Raw genomic sequence first — 17222 nt, 5'->3', positions numbered from 1 at the left:
CCTCGGTCGGCGGTCACATCAGGTTGGGCAGGAGCGCGGTCGCCTGGTCGGCGACGGCCAGACCGAGGACTCCCAGCAGGGGGACGCCGAACACCCAGGTGTGGCGGCGGCCCCAGCGGGCGTGGCTCCACGCGACGGCCGCGGCCACGAGCACGAGTGCCTGTCCCCAGAGCACCAGGGGCAGCCAGGCCGAGGGCTGGGCGGCCATCGGTGTCTCGTCCTCCGGGAGGGCGCCGGGGGCGACGCCCGGGGTCGGGGTGGCCTGGACCCGGGAGACCAGGTCCGCGTCCACGCGCAGGATGCCCCGGGGCATGAAGGGCGTGCCGTCGGCCGTGACCAGGGTCAGCCGGCCGTGGCCCGCGGCCGGTGCGGCCGGCTGCGGATCACCGGCGCGGCGCAGACCGAGCACCCGGTAGGTGTGCCTGCCCTGGCCGGTCGTCACGGTGAACTCCACCCCCGGCCGCAGCTCCCGCAGGTGCAGGAAGGGGCCGCCGAACGTCGTCTGCCGGCCCATGACGACGCTGACCCCGGCCTGGCCCGGCAGGGGCGTGTCCCTGCGGTGGCCCGGGCCGCGGGACAGGTCGTCGGCCGTGGTGCCCTCCCGGACGACCTCACGCAGGTGCAGGGCAGGGATGCTGAGGAGTGCCACCGGTGTGCCGGGCGGAACCGTACCGCCCACCGGAGCCACCCCGTTGGCCAGGGCGCCCCGGAGGGCGGCGTAGTCGACCTGCCGGTCGCGGACATGGCGGAGGTCGCCCAACGGGCCGGCGTCCAGGACGAATCCGAGCAGCAGCGCGCCGAGGATGCTCAGCGCGACGCCGAGGACCCGGATCCCGGGGCCGGCCGGGCGGGTCTGCCGTGCCGGGGCGGGCTCCGCCCGGGACGGGCCGGGCGCCCCGCCGCCGGACGGAGCCCGCACCACGGCGCCGGGTGCGGTCATCCCACCCTCACTGACTTCGACGTGGCCGTCCCGTTGGCGTAGCCGGACCGCTTCGCGGTGATGGTCACCGTGATCAGGTGGCCCTTGTCCGTGCGGGTGAGGACGTACGTGGAGTGCGTCCCGCCGCGGATCGCGTGCCCGTCGCGCTTCCAGACGTAGCCGTACGACGTCGCCGCGGGCTTCCAGCTGCCGGGCTTGGCGGTGAGCCGCTTGCCGGTCTTCGCCGTCCCGGTGACCGACGGGCGCGTGGTGTTCTTCAGGGCCGGGCCGCGGGCCACGGTCACGGCGGGGCTGGTCGCACTCGTGCTGCCGCCGCTGTTGGTGGCGGTGACCCGGCAGGCGAGCTTGTGCGGGTAGTCGGCGGCGACCAGGGTGCGGGTGCGGGCGGTCGCCCCGCTGATCGCGCTGCCGTCACGCAGCCAGGCGTACGTGGAGGAGGTCGCGCCGTCGAAGGTGGCGCTGCACGTCACGGTGGAGCCGACCCGGACCGTGCCCGTCACCTTCGGCGCGGTGACGACCGTCGGGGGCTTGACCTTGACGGTGTAGGGCAGCGCGGTCGAGGCGGAGGGCGCGTACACGGCGGCGTCGGACGGAGTGAACTCGGCGGTCAGGGAGTGGCTGCCCGCGGCCAGCGCGGACGTGGTCAGCGCCGCCGTACCGGCGGACACGGCGACCGGGCTGCCGAGCGCCTGGGTGCCGTCCTTGAACTGGACCGTGCCGGCGGCCGTGCCGGGCGCCACCGTCGCGGTGAGCTTGACGGACGTGCCCGCCACGACCGGGCTCGCCGGGGTGGCCGCGAGCGTGGTCGTCGTCGCGGTCACGGACGGGACCGGGTCGGTGTTCTGGTAGGCGGTGTTGGAGGTGAACCAGATCGGGGCGCCGAAGTCGCCGTACGTCGCCGAGCCGAAGGCGCCCCGGCAGGTGAGCGTGAAGTCGTAGCGGCCCTGCAGGGTCTGAAAGCCGGCCTCGTTCGCGTAGTCCCGCATCGTCTCCGTCAGCGGTACGACGATCCCGCCGGCCGGTGACGTCTGGTACGTGCCGATCGGCGAGTTGCTGACCACGACCTTGCCGTCCGACGGGAAGCCGGATCCGGTGACCGAGACGATGAGGTTCGTCGCCGGGCCGGGGCACGCGCCGGACGTGGTGACGGTCATTCCACTGGTGTCGGTGCCCGTGGGCGGGGTGACCTCCAGGGTGCCGAGCGAAGCCGCCTCGGCCCCGGTCGCGCCGAGGCCTAGCGCCCCGGCTACGAGCACGGCGGCGAGACCGGCCGGCACGGAACGGCGTACTGAGGTGAGCATCATGGCGGTGTCCTCTCCTGCTCTCAGTCCTGCGAGCGGTCGGTGTCGTGGTGCGCGGTGTGCGGGGTGCCGGGGAAGTCCAGCAGGCGGCGTCGGCGGACCGACTGGACGAAGAGGGTGCCCAGCAGGACGAGGCCTGCGGCGACGGAGGCCAGCAGGGCCGCGCCGGTGCCGGTGGAGGCGAGGGAGCCGTTGCCGCCGCTGGAACCGCCGGTGACGTCGGTGCCTATGCCCTCCGAGCCGCCGGAGGTGCTGCCGCCGTCCGAACCGCCCGTACCGGCCGTGTCCGTGGGACTGGCGGTGTCGGTCGGCGACGCGGTGTCCGTCGGGGTCGCCGTGTCGGTGGGGGTCGCCGTGTCCGTGGAACTCTCGGTCTCGGTCGGCGTGGCCGAGTCCGACGGGGTCGAGGTGGCGGGCGGCGACGAGGAGGCGGGCGGGCTGGTCGTGGCGCCGCCGCTGGGGTCGGTGTCCTGGTAGTCGGTGTTCGAGGTGAACCAGATCGGCGCGGTGAAGTCGGCCAGGCTGGTGCCGTTGAAGGCGGTACGGCAGGTGAGCGTGAAGTCGTAGCGGCCCTGCAGGGTCTGGAAGCCGGCCTCGTTCGCGTAGTCCCGCATGGTCTCCGTGAGCGGCACGACATAGCCGCCGGCGGGCGTCGTCCCGTACGTGGTGAGCGGCGAGTTGCCGACCACGACCTTGCCGCCCGACGGGAAGCCGGAGCCGGTCACGGTCATGATCAGGTTGGTGGCGTTCGACGGGCACGCGCCCGCCGAGGTCAGGGTCATGGTCTCGGTGTCCTTGCCCGTGGCCGGAGCCACCTCCAGCTGGCCGGCGGCGGCCGCGTGCGCGCCGGGCGCGGCCAGCAGACCCGCGGTGCCGCAGGTCAGCAGCAGCGCTCCGAGGCCGGCGGCGGCCGGACGGGACAGACGTTTCGACGACACGGTGATGTCTCCTCTGGCTCGTGTGATCGGGTGTGGGTGTTCAGTCGCTCGATCCGGATGTGACGGCCGCGCGGGCCCGGCGCCCTCGCACCCAGAAGAGGGCGCCCACGAGCAGGGCCAGGAGGGCGACGACGAATCCGGACGTCGACAACGCGATGAGCGTGGCGTTCGAGTGCTGGGCCGTGGGCGCGGCGGCCTTCTGCACGCCGCCGGCGGCCGCGCCGGTGGGTGCGGCGGGGCCGCCGTTCGGCACCGCGGGCGACGATCCTCCGGACCCCGTGCCGCTGCCCCCGGGCGAGGCCGACCCGCCCGCCTGCCCCGACGCGGAGGACGGCGACGACGGCGACGACGACGCGCCAGCCCCTGCGCCCGCGCCCGCCGGCGCCTTGGCCTTCGTCCCGTCCCGGTACGCGGTGTTGGACGAGAACCGCAGCGACCCGCTGAAGTCGCGCACGCTCGACTGCGAGAACGCCCCCTTGAGGCAGCTGAGCGTGAAGGTGTACGTACCGCGCAGGGTGTGGAATCCGGCGGTGGTGGCGTAGTCCCGCATCGTGTAGATGAGCGGGATCGACGCACCGCCCCCGGGCGTCTTCTGGTACGTGGCGAGGGGCGCGTTGCCCACGACGATCTGGCCGGCGCGGGGGAATCCGGCACCGGCGACGCGCGCGATGACGTTCGTCGTGCCCGACGGGCAGGGCTCGGCCATGGTGAGGGTGAGGGGCTGGGTGTCGCTGCCGTGCCGGGGGGAGACGGTGAGCTGCCCGGCGTCGGCGGCCCGCGCGGAGGGCGCACCGGCGAGCACCGTCGCCATCGTGCCGATCGCCAGCACCGCCGCGGCCGGCGTCATCGCCGCCGCCTGCCCGGCCGTGGCCCGGCGCCTCGCACCTTCCACGGGACGGCGGCTCGCGGCGCCCGTGCCCCGGCGGCGCAGCCGGCGTCGTACGAAGAACACCACCACGGCCGCGACCGCCAGCAGGATCAGGCCGAGCGCGGTCCAGGGCACGGCCCAGAAGCCGGCCGACGCGGTGACCCGGGGGTGCACCGGCGGCGGGACGTCGCCGCGTACCGGGACCGGGTCGACGGAGACGGTGGCCGTGTCCCGCAGCGTGGGCAGGACGCCCGTGGCCGAGGCCGTGACGGTCAGGGCGGAGCCGGGCAGGAGTTCGGGGATGTCCCGGGGCCTGCGGACCGTCGCGTCGCCGCCGAACAGATCGCTCACCCGCACCGTCTGGCGCGCGCCCAGCCGGACGTTGCCCGTGTTGCGCACGGTGTAGGTGACCGTGGCGGTGCCGGTCCCGAAGGGGTTGAACGTGCCGTGGTAGGTGGTGTGCGGGCCGTCCACGGAGAGCCGCGCCTCGAGCTTGCCCGCGACGCGGAGGTAGATGCGCGCGCCCACGCGCTGGTCGACCTCGACCTTGTTGCCCTTGGCGTCCGTGCGGGTGGCGGCGAGCGAGGCGACGATGCCGCCCGCGTGGTCGCCGGGAGTCACGTTCCGCGGCACGGCCAGGGTGAAGGGGACGATGACATGGGACCGGCCGGGGACCGTCACCCGCCCCTTGCCGAGCCTCACCCAGGAGCCCACGGCGGTCGACTTCTTGTTCGCCGCGAGCACGTCGAAGCCGCCGTCGGCGGTGATGAAGGCGTCGCCGCCGTACAACCGCAGGGTGATCGGCCTGGTGCCGTAGTTCCACACGGCTACGTGGTCCCGCAGGGCCGCGCCCGGGGTCACGCTGTACGAGAGGTTCGGCCGCCGGTCGGGCTTCTTCGCACCCGACGGCTGGATGCCGAAGGTGGTACGCCCGTGCGGGGCGGCCGGTGTTGACGAGGGGGCGGCCCACCCGGCGGCCGGGAGCCCGGCGAGGACGCAGACGGCGAGCAGGAGGGCGGCAAGACGGCGGGCAGTGGCGGTGATCATGTCGGTCGTCCGATCGGGCGCGAGCGCGGGCTGGGACGGAGGTACGGCGGGGTGGTGCGGAGGTACGGCCGCCCGCCCCGAAAGGCAGTCGGGGCGGACGACCCGCACGGGGAAGCCGGGGTGCGTCCGGGGCGGGCGGAGGGGCCCGCCCGCCCCGGACCCGGGGTGACGCCGGGGGTAGGGATCGGCGTCACCCCTGGCCATCCGGGGATGTCAGATGGCCGTCAGGGTGAGCGTTGCGGTGTAGGTGCCGGCGACGGTCGAGGTCGGCACGTTGAGCGCGAGGTCGGCGCCGAGGTGCGCGGTGCCGAGACCCGTGCCGGTGGCCAGCGAACGGGACGACTTCAGACCGGCGTTGCCCGCGTCGGCCGGCGCGACACCGTTGGCGGCGGCGACGGTGCCGCCGGCCGTGACGGTCTGGGCCGGCGACTTGTCGACGACGTTCGGGGTCCAGCCGAGGTTCTGGCCGTTGATCTTGTGCGTGCCGCCGTCCGAGAAGTCCGACACCTGGCCGCTCACCGACCAGCCGGGGTTGCCGGCCCGGGTGTCGGTCAGCGTGACCGGGTTGATCTTGCCGGCGGTGGTCAGCAGGTCGCCGTTGGTGTTGAGCACGGGCGACGGCAGGGTGACGTTCGGGGCGTCGACGCTGATGACCAGCGCACCCGGGTTGACGGTCGTGGTGATGTTCTCCGAGGCGGTGACGCCGGCGAACGCACCGATCGTGTAGGCGACCTGGGCCGAGTCCGAACCGAGGTACTTGGTGGTGTCGGCCGGGACGAAGGTGGCGGAGAAGGTGTGGTCACCGGTGGCCAGGCCGGAGGTGCTGTACGTGGCCTGACCGCCCGAGACCGGCACGGTGGCCAGGGTGGTCGTGGTGGCGCCCACGGTGTCCTGGAACTTCACGGAACCGGCGGCGCCGTTCGGCGTGACGGTGGCCGTGAAGCCGACCGGGCTGAACTGGGCCGTCGTACCGGCCGGGGAGACGGCGAGCGCGGTGGTGGTCTGCTGCGCGGGGGCCGTGTTGACCGTGTAGGCGACCGCACTGGAGGAGGACACGTCGTAGCTGGTGCCGGTCGGCGTGAAGTCCGCGGTCAGCGAGTGCGAGCCCGCGGCCAGGTTGGCGGTGCTGAAGGTGGCGGTGCCGTTGTTCACGGTGACGGGGCCGCCCAGCGCGGTGCCGTTGTCGCGGAACTGCACGGTGCCCGCGGCGGCGGCCGGGGCCACGGTCGCGGTCAGCGTGACATTGGTGCCCGCGGTCACGGGGCTCGCCGGGGAGACGGCGAGGGACGTGGTGGTGGGCGTCTTCACGGACGGGTCGGTGTTCTGGTACGTCGTGTTGGACGTGAACCAGACCGACGCCGGGAAGTCACCGAGGCTGGTGCCGTTGAACGCCGTACGGCAGGTGACGAGGAAGGTGTACTTGCCCGTCAGGGTGGTGAAGCCGGCCGTGTTGGCGTAGTCCCGCATGGTCTGCGTGAGCGGGATGATCAGTCCGCCGTTGGTGTCCGTGCCGTACGAGCTGATCGGCGAGTTGCCGACGACGTTCTGGCCGGCGGCCGGGAACCCGGAGCCCGTCACCGACACGATCACGTTGGTGGCGTTCGCCGGGCAGGCACCCGACGTGGTGACGTTCATGCTGGACGTGTCAGTGCCGGTCGCCGGGGTGACGGTCGCGGTGCCGATCTCGGCGGCGGACGCCGACGGGGCCACGAGGCCGACCGTCAGCAGAGCCACCAGGCCCGCGAGACCACCCGCCGTGACCCGCGAGAGTCTGAGCTTCCACACGGTTGTGCTCTCCCTCTTGGAGGATTGCTTGGAGGATTGCTGGGAGGATTGCTGGGAGGACGCGGCTGATTCGGGGTCGCCCCACCCGGTCACGGGGTCTGCTTGCTGGTGTCGCCGCAGTTCGCGTTGGTGGCGAAGCCGTACTCGTTGATGAGGTTGGGCTGCTGGCAGACGAGCGAGTTGGACCCGACGAACACGGTGCTCCAGGGCGCCGTGCCGATCTTGGAGGTCGGGATCACGTTGTAGACGTCGCGCTTCACGCCGAAGCTGCTGTTCAGCGTGTTGGGCGCCACGTCGTCGATGGTGCCGAGGATGGCCCGGCCGCGGACGTCCGCGATGGTCTGCGAACTCTGCGCGTTGTACTGGGCGATGGAGAACGGGGCGATCGACTTGTCGTCGAGGACGCGGCCGTCGTGCTCCTCGACCGGCGAGCCGTTCTTGGTGTCCTTGATGCAGGGGTAGACGCCCGCGACCACGTCGGCGTCGGTGATGCCCATCGTCGACTCCCAGAAGGAGCGCGTACCGGAGCCCGCCTGCGGCAGGTAGACCGTGATGTCGTAGTTCGGGCCGGTCCCCACGTAGTTGGGGTCGCAGTGGTAGATCGCCTTGAGGTCGGTCAGGGCGAGCTTGCGCGGGATCTGGCTGGTCGGGGTGATCGCGTAGCTGACCGCGTCCACGGCGAACGGGACGTAGGTCAGGCCCGGGCTCGCCGCCGCCAGGTTCAGGCTGGAGGAACGGGAGAAGTCCAGGCAGCCGTTGCCCGCCGCGAGCGAGTTCGACAGGGCGGTCCGGCCGGCACCCGAGCCGTTCGGCCGGGCCATGGTGCAGCCGGGCGTGGTGGCGGGGTCCTTGGTGGTGATGTTCGCCGAGCCGACGGCGTCGTACGAACCGATGACCTTCTGGCCGTTGATGGTGATCGTGTTGGCGAGGCCGTTCATCACGCCCTGCGTGGTGTCGGAGCCCACACCGGACAGCTGGCGGTAGGTCGGAGTGCCGGACGGGTCGGCGACGGCCATGCCGGCGCTGACGGTACCGGTGAGGAGGCCGGCGAGACCGACGGCGGCGATGGCTATCTTCCTTGTGTTCACGTGGGTATACCCCTCGGCTAGGCTTGCGCCGGGTGATGCCCGGCGCCGGTTTCAGACAGTTCGTTGGCGCGGACCTGTCGATCTTTCGGGTGCGGGCATCACCTCCCCCGGCCGCGGGGTGTCCGGCCCCTCGCCCGCCGGGCCGCGATACCGGCCGCCAGCTGCGGTGCCACCCTCGGCAGGAGGGGGCCGCCGGCGGTCGCCGCGAGGCCGACGACGAGGGCGATCAGGAGGGTGTAGCGCACGGCGCCGAGCACCCAGGGCGGAGTGAGCGGGGTCGAACTGCCGCTCGCGGCGGGGGCCGTGGCGGACGGCGACCCGGACGGCCGGGCGGACGGCGACGGGGAGGACGAGGGGGACGCCGACGTGCCCCCGGCGCCGCCCGTGCCCGCCGCCCCTCCGGCGCCGGCACCGCCGCTCGCCGTACCGCCGCCGCCGGACGAGGACCCGGATCCGCCCCCCGCACCGCCCGAGCCGCCGCTCGTGCCGCCGGAGGAGCCCCCGGTGCCGGAACCCGCCCTGGACGCGATGGCGTCGGCCGCGGCACCGGTCTGTCCGCGCAGGCTCTTCGGCAGCGGCGCGTACCCGCCCGGCAGGGTCCCCGCGGACACGCCGGGTGTCTGCCCGCTGCCCACGGCGAACCTCAGCAGCGCGGCGAAGTCCCGGCCCTCCTGCTTGGTCAGCTTCTCCGGGACGGTCGCGGCATAGGTGAGCAGCGTCAGCGGATAGGCGCCCGCGGCCGTCGACCTCGGGTCGGTCCGCAGCACGCCCGTGACGCCGCTGGGCTTCATCGCCGCCTCGCCCGCCAGCAGGGCGGTCGAGGTCGGGGCCACGAACTTCCCCGCCGCGTTCTGCAGTTTGGCCGTCACCAGCCCGTAGCGGTTCGCCGTCGCCGTGTCGGTCACGGCGAGCACGGCCCGCTGGCCGGCCGGCTGCGCGGGGTTCTTCTTGTAGGCGGGCGGGATGGCGGTGTTGTCCCAGGTGGTGCGGGCCAGCGTGTCACCGCGGGCGACCGCGCGGGCGGCGGCGTGCATGTCGGTGGCGTACGGGTGCTTGTCCTGCACGCACAGCGGGTTGTCCGGGTGGTCCGTGAACTGCTGGCAGAACGGGTCGCTCTTCGGGTAGTCGGTGACGGGCAACTGGATGCCCTTGTACGCCGGGTTGACCGTCATCCCGGAGAAGGAGGCGTCGCCGTAGCGGCCCTGGTTGTCGGCGGTCCCGTCGAGGAACTCGCGGGCGGCCGGGTCCTGGCCGACCCAGTTCCACAGCTGCCAGGCCGCGTCGGACAGCGCCTCGGGCACCAGGGCGTCGCCGAGGTTGCCGCCGAAGTCCAGGTCCGCGTAGCCGGGGTTGTACTTGCGGAACTCCGGGTCGCGGGCCAGGTTGAACGGGTTGTTCTGAGTACTGGGCGCGAAGCGGGAGTTGCCGTCCTGATAGGACTCGGTGAGCAGCTTGGCGACCAGCCTCGGGGTCAGGTTCAGCGAGGTGAGCCGGGTGCCGTCGCGTGCCTTGACGGCGGCGGGGGCGTTGAAGCCGGCCCGGCTCTCGATGAAGAAGCCGAACGTCAGCCCGGAGAGGGTCACCGGCGCGTAGACGGGGTGCTGGTCCGCGGGCAGCTGGTCGCCGGTGACCGGGCGGTTGAGGAAGACCATGCCGGGCTTGCCGGAGACCAGCTTGGCGCGGGCGGTGTCGTCGGTGACCTGGGCATAGCCGTAGATGGCCTTGTCCCCGGTCTGGCACAGCGCGGGCTGCCAGCGCAGGATCGCCTCGGCGACCGGCTCGTCGCCCAGGGTGCTGCGCTCGTCGGCGCCGATCGGGCAGAAGTTGCCGATCGGCTCGAACGACAGCGGTACGACGATGCGCTGCTGCCAGTTGGTGGCGGTCAGCGGCGACGACTGCAGCAGCCCGTTCGGCTGGGACCGGTACCCGCCGCCGTCGACTTCTTTCTCGCCGCGCGGTACGACGACCAGCCAGCACTTGCGGCCGGTGGCCGGGTCGCTCGCCCCGGCCGGCACCGCGCCGCAGCCGAGGCCCGGTGCCTCCAGGGAGGTCTGGGCCTCGAAGTACACCTCGCCGGTGCCGTCGGAACCGGTGCGGGCGTAGGGCACTTCGTTGGTGCTGTTCGAGTCGTAGAACTCGTTCCAGTTGCCCTTGGTGATGACATCACCGGTCACCGAGTGGAAGGGCATGTACGAGATGCCGGTCGGGGTCGGCGGCGGGAGCTGCTGGGCCGGGTCCTTCAGGCCGCCGTAGGTGAGCTGCCGGGTGTTGGTGTACGCGCCGGCGCCCTGGCTGCCCGCGCCGGCGCCGAGCGCGGAGGAGCCGCCGAACTGGCACTGCTCCGGGTCGGGACCGCTCGCACCGTCCCCCCAGCACTGCATGATCTGGAGGTAGTCGGCCGCGTAGTCGGTGTCGGAGACGGTCGGCGTGGCGCCCTTCCAGGAGATCTTGATCACCTGGTTGACCAGGTGGGCGGTCTGGCTCACCGTGACCTTCAGGTTCGCGTAGGCGCCGGTGCCCGACACGGTGACCGCGGATCCCTCGGTGGTGGCGGAGGTGGTGGCGGACGAGGTGGCCGCGCCGGTCGTCGCGAGCGCGAGGGCGAGGGCGACGAGCAGTCCGGCGAGCGACCGGCGGACGGCGCTCATGAGCCGCCCCGCTTCGCCCGGAGCCGGGAGTTGATCAGGGGCGGCCCGACGGTGAGGGCCAGCAGCAGCACGCCCGCCAGCGCCATCAGCACGGCCTGCATGCCGCTTCCGATGCTCCTGGACGTGGAGACCGGCACGGCGTACGCGCCGCCTCCGCCGCTCGACGTGGAACCGCCGTCCGTGCCGATCACCTGGCCGGTGTCCGGGTCGGTGGACGGGCTCGCGCTGCCGCCGGACCCGCCACCCGCGGTCGTACCACCGCCCGATCCCCCGCCGGAGGCGGACCCTCCCGATCCGCCGCCCCCGGTCGACCCGCTCGTCCCACCGGACGTACCGGCGCCCCCTGACCCGCCTGACCCGCCGGTGCCACCCGCGCCGCCGGATCCGCCGCCCACCACGGTCGGGTCCTTGGCGCCGCCCGTGCCGGTGGAGCACTGGGTCGTGCCCTTCTTGTCACAGGCGGGCGGGTAGGCGGCGGTCTTGGCGAGGGTGTTGCCGCCGTCGCTGGAGAAGGTGGGGTTGTGGCAGTTCTTGATGTTGATCGACTCGACGTCGACCCCGGGGATCTTGCGCACCTGGTTGAGGCCGGCCTGCACCAGGTTGATCGGCAGCGGGGAGTATCCGAGGTCGTCCACGTGCTGCTGCCCCTGGCAGAGGAAGTAGTACGAGAAGGCGCCGAGCGTCTTGCCCTTCTGGGTGTTGAAGTTCGACTCCAGCTTGGTCGGCAGGATCATGTAGCTGTAGCTCGACAGCGGATAGGCCCGCGCGTCCGGGTCGGTGTAGACGTCGTCGAGGATCTGCGTGAGATAGCCCGGCGAGGAACTGTCCTCGTTGATCCGCGCCTTGAGCAGGGCGACGGCGACGTTGCTGGCCTTCGGCTCCACGTAGTACCCGGCCTGGTTGAGCACCTTGGCGACCGGGAACCCGGTGGTGTACACGGCGTACGAGTACTCGACGTAGGTGATCGTGCCGACGTTGCCGCCCTGGGCGACATAGCCGGAGACCCCGTTCGAACCCGACTGGGCGACGAAGCCGCTGCCCGCTACGAGCGGGTAGTTGGAGGTGGTCCCGCAGGGCGTGCTGCGTCCGGCCCGGCGGCAGTAGGCGTCCCACACGGACCCGTACCGCTTGCTCATCCAGGTCGTGAACTGCGCGGTCGTGCCCGAGCCGTCCGAGCGCACCACCGGCACCACCCGGCGGGCGGGCAGCGCCGCGGCCAGGGCCGGGTTGTCGGCCTTGATCGCCGGGTCGTTCCACATCGTGATGGCGCCGGTGAACATCTTGGCGATGACGTCCCCGGAGAGCCGGAGGTTGGTCACCCGGCGGCCCGCGATCGTGAGGTTGTACATGAAGGACGTACCACCGGCCACGATCGGCATGTACGCGTACTTGCGGGACGGCGGCGGGTCCACGACGCCCGAGTCCTTGATGCCGTACGGGATTTCCGACACCGCGTAGTCGACGGTGCCGTTGCGGAACTGGTTGCGGCCGTCGGAGGAGCCGGTGCCGTTGTAGTTCACCGTCATGCCGTACTGCTTGACGTTGGCTCGCCACTGGTCCAGGGCGTTCTGGCTCCAGGTGGAGCCGGCGCCGGAGATCGGGACGTAGGTCTCGGCGGCGGCGGGCACGAGGGTGCAGTAGAGGAAGGCGATCACAAGGGCGGTCAGGGTCCTGGCTCGGGCGGTCCTGGCGGTCCTGACGGTCCTGGCTCGGGCGCGTGCGGGGGCTGCCGGGCGTGATCCGGACATGGCGGGTTGGCTCCTGGCTCCTCGGTCGGGTTTCCCGGGTCGGGGTGGTCAGCGGTGCCCGGCGGGTGGCCGGGCGTCGGACGGGGCGGGGTCCGGCCCGGCGCGGCGGGTCGTCATGCGCTCGGCGTCCCGGCGGGAGGCCAGCACCCTGCGGTGCAGCTGGCCCCGGGTCAGGTCGCCGGGCCCGCGGCCGCCGATCACGCGGGCCAGCAGGAAGAGCAGCAGGACGAGGGCCATCAGCAGGGCGGCGGAGCCGAACCCCCGGGCGATGTAGGAGGGTTGCGGCGAGCGCACCAGGTCGAAGGTGGCCAGCGGCAGCGAGATCTGCGGATCGTGCACCGGGTCGGCGTTCAGCCCGGCGTTGACCCCGGAGGTGAGCAGCACCGGCGAGGTCTCGCCGATCCCGCGGGCGGTGCCCAGGATCACCGCGGTGGTGAGGCCGGAGCGGGCCGTGGGCAGCACCACCGTCCACACCGTGCGCCACTGGCTCGCACCCAGGGCGTACGACGCCTCGCGCAGCGAGCTCGGCACCAGCCGGATGACCACGTCGGCGGCCCGGATGACGATGGGCAGCATCATCACGCTGAGCGCCAGCGCGGCGGCGAAGCCGGACTTGCCGAGACCGAGGATGAGGATGACCGTGGCATAGATGAACAGGCCGGCCACGATCGACGGCAGTGCCGTCATCGCCTCGACGATCGTGCGTACGAAACGCGCGTAGCGTCCGGGCACTTCGTTGAGGAACACCGCGCAGGCGAGCCCGAGCGGGATGGTGACGGCCAGCGAGATGGTGATCTGCTCCAGCGTGCCGACGATCGCGTGCACCACGCCGCCGTCGGTGAGCGGCTGCAGCGGGCCGGTCCGCGACATGTCCTGGGTGAAGAAGTTGAGGTGGACCAGAGCCCGGTGACCGCGCCACAGGGTGAAGGCGATCACGAAGACCAGGGCGGCGAGGAGCAGCGCGGCGAGGCTGTGCCAGAGCACCGCGGCGACCCGGTCCCGTACCGCGGCGCCGTTCTCGTCGAAGGAGACCAGCACCGCGTAGAGGGCGACGAAGAGCACGTAGGTGACGACCACGAAGCCCAGCACCGAGTCGAACGGCGCGATTCTGGCGAACAGCAGGATCGTCAGGGCGACGGCCCCTGCCCCGGCGGCGGCCAGCGCGAGCAGGTCGGTGACGCGGACGGCGGAGGTGTTGCGGCGGGTCTCGGGGCCGTCGTCGGACCCGTAGGCCGGTGGCGCCTGTTCCTTGTCGAGAAGGTCGCTGTCGATGAGGTCGCTCATGTCAGGCCTCCGCCCCGACGCCCGAGCGGCTGCGCGCCACGATCGAGGAGGCGATGAAGTTGACGACGAGGGTCATGAGGAAGAGGGCGAGTCCGGCGGCCATGAGGGCCGACATGCCGAAGTCGCTGGCGGAGCCGTAGCGCAGGGCGATCAGCGCGGAGACGGAGTTGGCGCCGTTCTGCAGGAGGTGCGGCTGGACGGCGAAGACCGGCGAGATGATCATGTACACGGCGATGGTCTCGCCCAGGGCGCGGCCGAGGCCCAGCATGGTCCCGCCGATCACCCCGCCCAGACCGAAGGGCAGGACGACCGCGCGGATCATGCCCCACTTGGTCCCGCCGAGCGCCAGCGCCCCCTCCCGCTCGCCCACCGGTGCCTGGGAGAACGCCTCGCGCATGACCGAGCAGGCGATCGGCGTCACCATCAGGGCGACGACCATCCCGGCGATGAAGGTGGACGAGGTGTAGACCGTCGTGGTGGCCAGCGGGTCGCCCGGGTCGGCCCCGTCGACCGCGAAGAGGGGGATCCAGCCGAAGTACGTGGCGATCCACCGGGACAGTCCGACCACCTGTCCCTGCAGGAAGAAGGCCCCCCACAGCCCGTACACCACGCTCGGCACCGCCGCCATCAGGTCCACGAGGCTGATCAGCGTCCGTCGCAGCCGCCGGGGCGCGTACTCCGAGATGTACAGGGCGGTGCCCAGCGCCAGCGGCACGGCGAAGGTGATCGCCACCAGGCCGATCAGCACGGTGCCGGTGAGCACGGCGGCGATGCCGAAGTGATGGGAGTCCGGCTCCCAGGCCGAGGTGGTCAGGAAGGACCACCCGGCCGCCCGGAGCGCCTTCGCCGCGCGATAGCCGAGGAAGACGCCGACCAGCAGCATGATCGCCAGCACCACGGCGCCGCTGCCGCGTGCCGCGCCGCGGAAGAGGCGGTCCGCCGGTTCGACCCTGGTCCGCAGGTCACGGGGCATGTCCAGGTGCTCCGGACCCGGCTGCGTGAGCCCGGAGACGGCGGCGCTCACGGCTCACCCGCCCCGGCTCGCACCCCGGCGGGGGCCAGGGGAGGTTCCTCTGCCTCGGCCTCCGGCCGGGCGGACCGCGCCAGTCCCGGCAGGTGCAGCCCGCGCAGCCGCGGCCGGCTGACCAGCCCCTCAGCCATCTGGGCCACCGGCACCGCGGCGAGGAACAGGTTCACGTTGTACTGGCACTCCCGCTGCCGCTGATACGACCGTCCGGCCGTGGCGACATCCCGCCCGTCGAGCTCGATCCGCCAGGTCCAGGCGCCCGGCGCGTCGGCCATGACGAGCAGCGCCCGCGCCTCCGTCACCCGTTCCCGGAGCCGGACCACCGTGGCCCGACACGCGGCAAGGTCCTCGAACGACCGTGCGCAGCGCCCGAGTTCACGGTTGTTGGCGCTGACCAGACGCCACCCGACCGGTCTGCGCCCTCCGTCCGGTCTTCGTTGCCCTTGTGGATCTACAGGCAGGTCCATGCCAAGGTCTTCGATCGGTACGTACAAAAAGCGTGGGCGGACCATGGAGACCACCCCCTCCCCTATGTGGTTATTTCGCCACTGACCGAAAAAATCCCCTTGGTGCAGCCGCACCCGAGAGTCTTCGGCTGTGGAGGTTCTGTGAACACAGCTGAGCGAAGGCCGAACGGAACGAAAATGAACGGGAGGTGTTGGAGAACCCGCTGTGACAACGATCAAGGCCGTCATCACGCTGCGCTCCGAATAAGCACCATCACCGGGGGTGGCGGGCGGCAGGCAGTCCGCACGGCACACAAGTGGCCCACGAAGCTTCCGTGCGTCGTTCAGCGAAGTGGCTCGCCCATGGCGTCCGTCGTGGACGATCAGCGCCCGGTCCCGCTCCGTACGGACCGGCGCGTCGACGAACGCGTGCCTCGCCGGAGACATGGCTTTGCCACAACGGCCGGGTGGCTACCGCTCTTCGCCATCGTCTCGGCAAAACCCCCGTCGATGAAGGCCGGCGGCAGCCCGGACAGGTCGTCGGCGCGGGCGGGCGCCGCGTACGCGGGGACGTCCGGGCCACCGCGCCGCTCACCCAGCAGGGGTCCGGCCGACTTCGTCCGAGGCGCGGTCCCCTACCCCGTGGCCTTCCATCCGGAGTGCGGACGGAGTGTCGGCTGCGGTCCCTTGCGGTCACGCGCGAGCAGGGTCATGGCCGCTGTCAGCCCGCCGCCGGCGCTGGTGCCCGCGCCGATGACCCGGTCGGGGTCGCCGCCGAGTTCCTCCGCGTGCTCCACCGTCCGCAGGAGGCTCGCGCAGACGTCCTCCACCGGCGCCGGGTACGGATGCTCCGGAGCTCGCCGGTATTCGACCGGCACCACGACAGCGTCCGGTGTCCGCGCCCAGTCCAGGACGAGATCGACACCGATCCTGTTGTTGCCGATGAGCATGCCGCCGCCGTGGGTGCAGCAGACGACGGCCCGGGGCCGGCCGCTCGCTCGGCGGCCGGACGGCGGACGAGCAGCGAGATGTCGGGAGCTCCCGCCGGACCCGGCACCGCCCGGTCCGTGACCTGGAAGAAGCCGCGGCAGCTCAGCTGCTCGTCGCTCGGCCGCGCCGCGGCCTCCCCCTGCCGCATGGCGATGACGGCATCGAGAGTGAACACCGGCGGGAGCTGCTCGGCCACCACCGCCGGAGTCGCGTCGAGCTCGGCGTCGAACGGGGGCGGGATCCAGGAGATGAGTTGCCCCTCACACTGGTCGACCCGACATGCCGGTGGGTCGCATGACGGTCTTCGGCCCGGCGAGCGGAAGAGCGAGCCGCCGGACAGCGGAACATCCCCGACGGATGACGGGCGGCTGCGAAGAGGAGATGCGTGGTGTCGTGTCTCATCTGCCGGCGTCGCGGAGGATGGTGTCGACCGTGCGATGGGCGAAGGCGGTGAGTTCCTCCGGGTCCTGGCGTCCGAAGGTGGAGCTCCACAGGGCGAACCGGCCGAAGAGGGCCGACCAGAGCGTGATGGCGGCGTTCTCGGTGCCGTCGGGCCAGCGCATGCCTTCGTCCTCGCAGACGCGCAGGGCATCGAGCCACTGCTGCCACAGATCGAGCGAGGGGTGGGACTCGCGCGGGAACCCGAAGGCAGTGGCGTCGTAGCCGAACATCAGGCGGTAGACGCCCCGCTGGGTGCGGGCGAAGGTGCAGAAGGCGTCGGACTGGGCCCGCAGCCGCTCGCGGGCGTCGGCTCCGCCGGCGGACGCCGCGGAGTCGGCGTCGCGCATCGCGGTGACGAGGCGCTCGTAGCCGTCCTCGGTCACCGCGCGGGCGAGCTCGTCCTTGTCGGCGAAGTGCAGGTACATGCTCTGGGCGGCGATGCCGACCTCCCGGGCCACCTCACGGAGGGAGACGGGGAGGGCGTCGGTGGCCACCTTCTCGTCGAGCAGTCGGGCGACGGCTTCCAGGATGTCCTGGCGGAGCCGGTCGCCCTGCCCTCGCGGGTTGCGTCTGCGGACGGCGGTGGTTGGCTGGTCATTCACCTTTCTCATTGTGGTGCACGACCGGCCGGGGCGAACGGCCCGGTCGGACCGCCCGCCCCGTTCCGCACC

13 protein-coding genes are annotated in these 17222 nt (G+C 72.4%); all 13 read right to left on the bottom strand.

The window, feature by feature from the left end:
• Positions 1–13: 13 nt before the first annotated feature.
• The 13 genes from ACGFZS_RS27155 to ACGFZS_RS27095 all read right to left on the bottom strand — a co-directional run bounded on the left by ACGFZS_RS27155 (position 14) and on the right by ACGFZS_RS27095 (position 17162).
• On the bottom strand, positions 14–940 hold the full coding sequence (locus ACGFZS_RS27155) for a sortase domain-bontaining protein (protein ID WP_393797292.1): 927 nt from the start codon (positions 938–940) through the stop codon (positions 14–16).
• A complete protein-coding gene (locus tag ACGFZS_RS27150) occupies positions 937–2244 on the bottom strand; it encodes an Ig-like domain repeat protein (RefSeq protein WP_393797291.1) in 1308 nt (435 codons plus the stop codon). Before ACGFZS_RS27150 ends, ACGFZS_RS27155 begins: the two co-directional genes overlap by 4 nt.
• Positions 2245–2264: 20 nt before the next feature.
• Complete coding sequence (locus ACGFZS_RS27145; protein ID WP_393797290.1) at positions 2265–3179, bottom strand: hypothetical protein; 915 nt, start codon at positions 3177–3179, stop codon at positions 2265–2267.
• Between the two features lie 40 nt (positions 3180–3219).
• Positions 3220–5094: a hypothetical protein gene (locus ACGFZS_RS27140; protein WP_393797289.1), complete on the bottom strand. Its 1875-nt coding sequence runs from the start codon at positions 5092–5094 to the stop codon at positions 3220–3222.
• 213 nt (positions 5095–5307) lie between these two features.
• Positions 5308–6879, bottom strand: a complete 1572-nt coding sequence (locus tag ACGFZS_RS27135; RefSeq protein WP_393797288.1) for an Ig-like domain repeat protein — start codon at positions 6877–6879, stop codon at positions 5308–5310.
• An 89-nt stretch (positions 6880–6968) separates the two neighbouring features.
• Positions 6969–7967, bottom strand: a complete 999-nt coding sequence (locus ACGFZS_RS27130; protein WP_362579499.1) for a substrate-binding domain-containing protein — start codon at positions 7965–7967, stop codon at positions 6969–6971.
• A 98-nt stretch (positions 7968–8065) separates the two neighbouring features.
• Positions 8066–10615: a hypothetical protein gene (locus ACGFZS_RS27125; protein WP_393797287.1), complete on the bottom strand. Its 2550-nt coding sequence runs from the start codon at positions 10613–10615 to the stop codon at positions 8066–8068.
• A complete protein-coding gene (gene pstS, locus ACGFZS_RS27120) occupies positions 10612–12363 on the bottom strand; it encodes a phosphate ABC transporter substrate-binding protein PstS (RefSeq protein ID WP_393797286.1) in 1752 nt (583 codons plus the stop codon). The genes ACGFZS_RS27125 and pstS overlap by 4 nt, the downstream gene beginning before the upstream one ends.
• Before the next feature lie 48 nt (positions 12364–12411).
• On the bottom strand, positions 12412–13647 hold the full coding sequence (gene pstA / locus ACGFZS_RS27115) for a phosphate ABC transporter permease PstA (protein ID WP_393797285.1): 1236 nt from the start codon (positions 13645–13647) through the stop codon (positions 12412–12414).
• A gap of 1 nt (position 13648) precedes the next feature.
• On the bottom strand, positions 13649–14671 hold the full coding sequence (pstC, locus tag ACGFZS_RS27110) for a phosphate ABC transporter permease subunit PstC (RefSeq protein ID WP_393797284.1): 1023 nt from the start codon (positions 14669–14671) through the stop codon (positions 13649–13651).
• Entirely contained in the window at positions 14668–14976 is a 309-nt protein-coding gene (locus tag ACGFZS_RS27105; protein ID WP_393797283.1) for a hypothetical protein, read from the bottom strand. The genes pstC and ACGFZS_RS27105 overlap by 4 nt, the downstream gene beginning before the upstream one ends.
• A gap of 779 nt (positions 14977–15755) precedes the next feature.
• Positions 15756–16070: an alpha/beta hydrolase gene (locus ACGFZS_RS27100; RefSeq protein WP_393662143.1), complete on the bottom strand. Its 315-nt coding sequence runs from the start codon at positions 16068–16070 to the stop codon at positions 15756–15758.
• Between the two features lie 438 nt (positions 16071–16508).
• Entirely contained in the window at positions 16509–17162 is a 654-nt protein-coding gene (locus tag ACGFZS_RS27095) for a TetR/AcrR family transcriptional regulator (RefSeq protein WP_393662144.1), read from the bottom strand.
• Between the last annotated feature and the right edge of the window lie 60 nt (positions 17163–17222).

This window comes from Streptomyces sp. NPDC048288, assembly GCF_043201555.1.
In the GTDB taxonomy this organism is placed as follows: Bacteria; Actinomycetota; Actinomycetes; order Streptomycetales; family Streptomycetaceae; genus Streptomyces.
This window is presented reverse-complemented; position numbering and strand designations above follow the sequence as displayed.

What these genes read in the sequence shown, in the direction of transcription:
- ACGFZS_RS27155 (WP_393797292.1), bottom strand. Translation starts at nt 940, where the DNA reads ATGACCGCACCCGGCGCCGTGGTGCGGGCTCCGTCCGGCGGCGGGGCG.
- ACGFZS_RS27150 (WP_393797291.1), bottom strand. Translation starts at nt 2,244, where the DNA reads ATGATGCTCACCTCAGTACGCCGTTCCGTGCCGGCCGGTCTCGCCGCC.
- ACGFZS_RS27140 (WP_393797289.1), bottom strand. Translation starts at nt 5,094, where the DNA reads ATGATCACCGCCACTGCCCGCCGTCTTGCCGCCCTCCTGCTCGCCGTC.
- ACGFZS_RS27125 (WP_393797287.1), bottom strand. Translation starts at nt 10,615, where the DNA reads ATGAGCGCCGTCCGCCGGTCGCTCGCCGGACTGCTCGTCGCCCTCGCC.
- pstS (WP_393797286.1), bottom strand. Translation starts at nt 12,363, where the DNA reads ATGTCCGGATCACGCCCGGCAGCCCCCGCACGCGCCCGAGCCAGGACC.
- pstA (WP_393797285.1), bottom strand. Translation starts at nt 13,647, where the DNA reads ATGAGCGACCTCATCGACAGCGACCTTCTCGACAAGGAACAGGCGCCA.
- ACGFZS_RS27100 (WP_393662143.1), bottom strand. Translation starts at nt 16,070, where the DNA reads ATGCTCATCGGCAACAACAGGATCGGTGTCGATCTCGTCCTGGACTGG.
- ACGFZS_RS27095 (WP_393662144.1), bottom strand. Translation starts at nt 17,162, where the DNA reads ATGAGAAAGGTGAATGACCAGCCAACCACCGCCGTCCGCAGACGCAAC.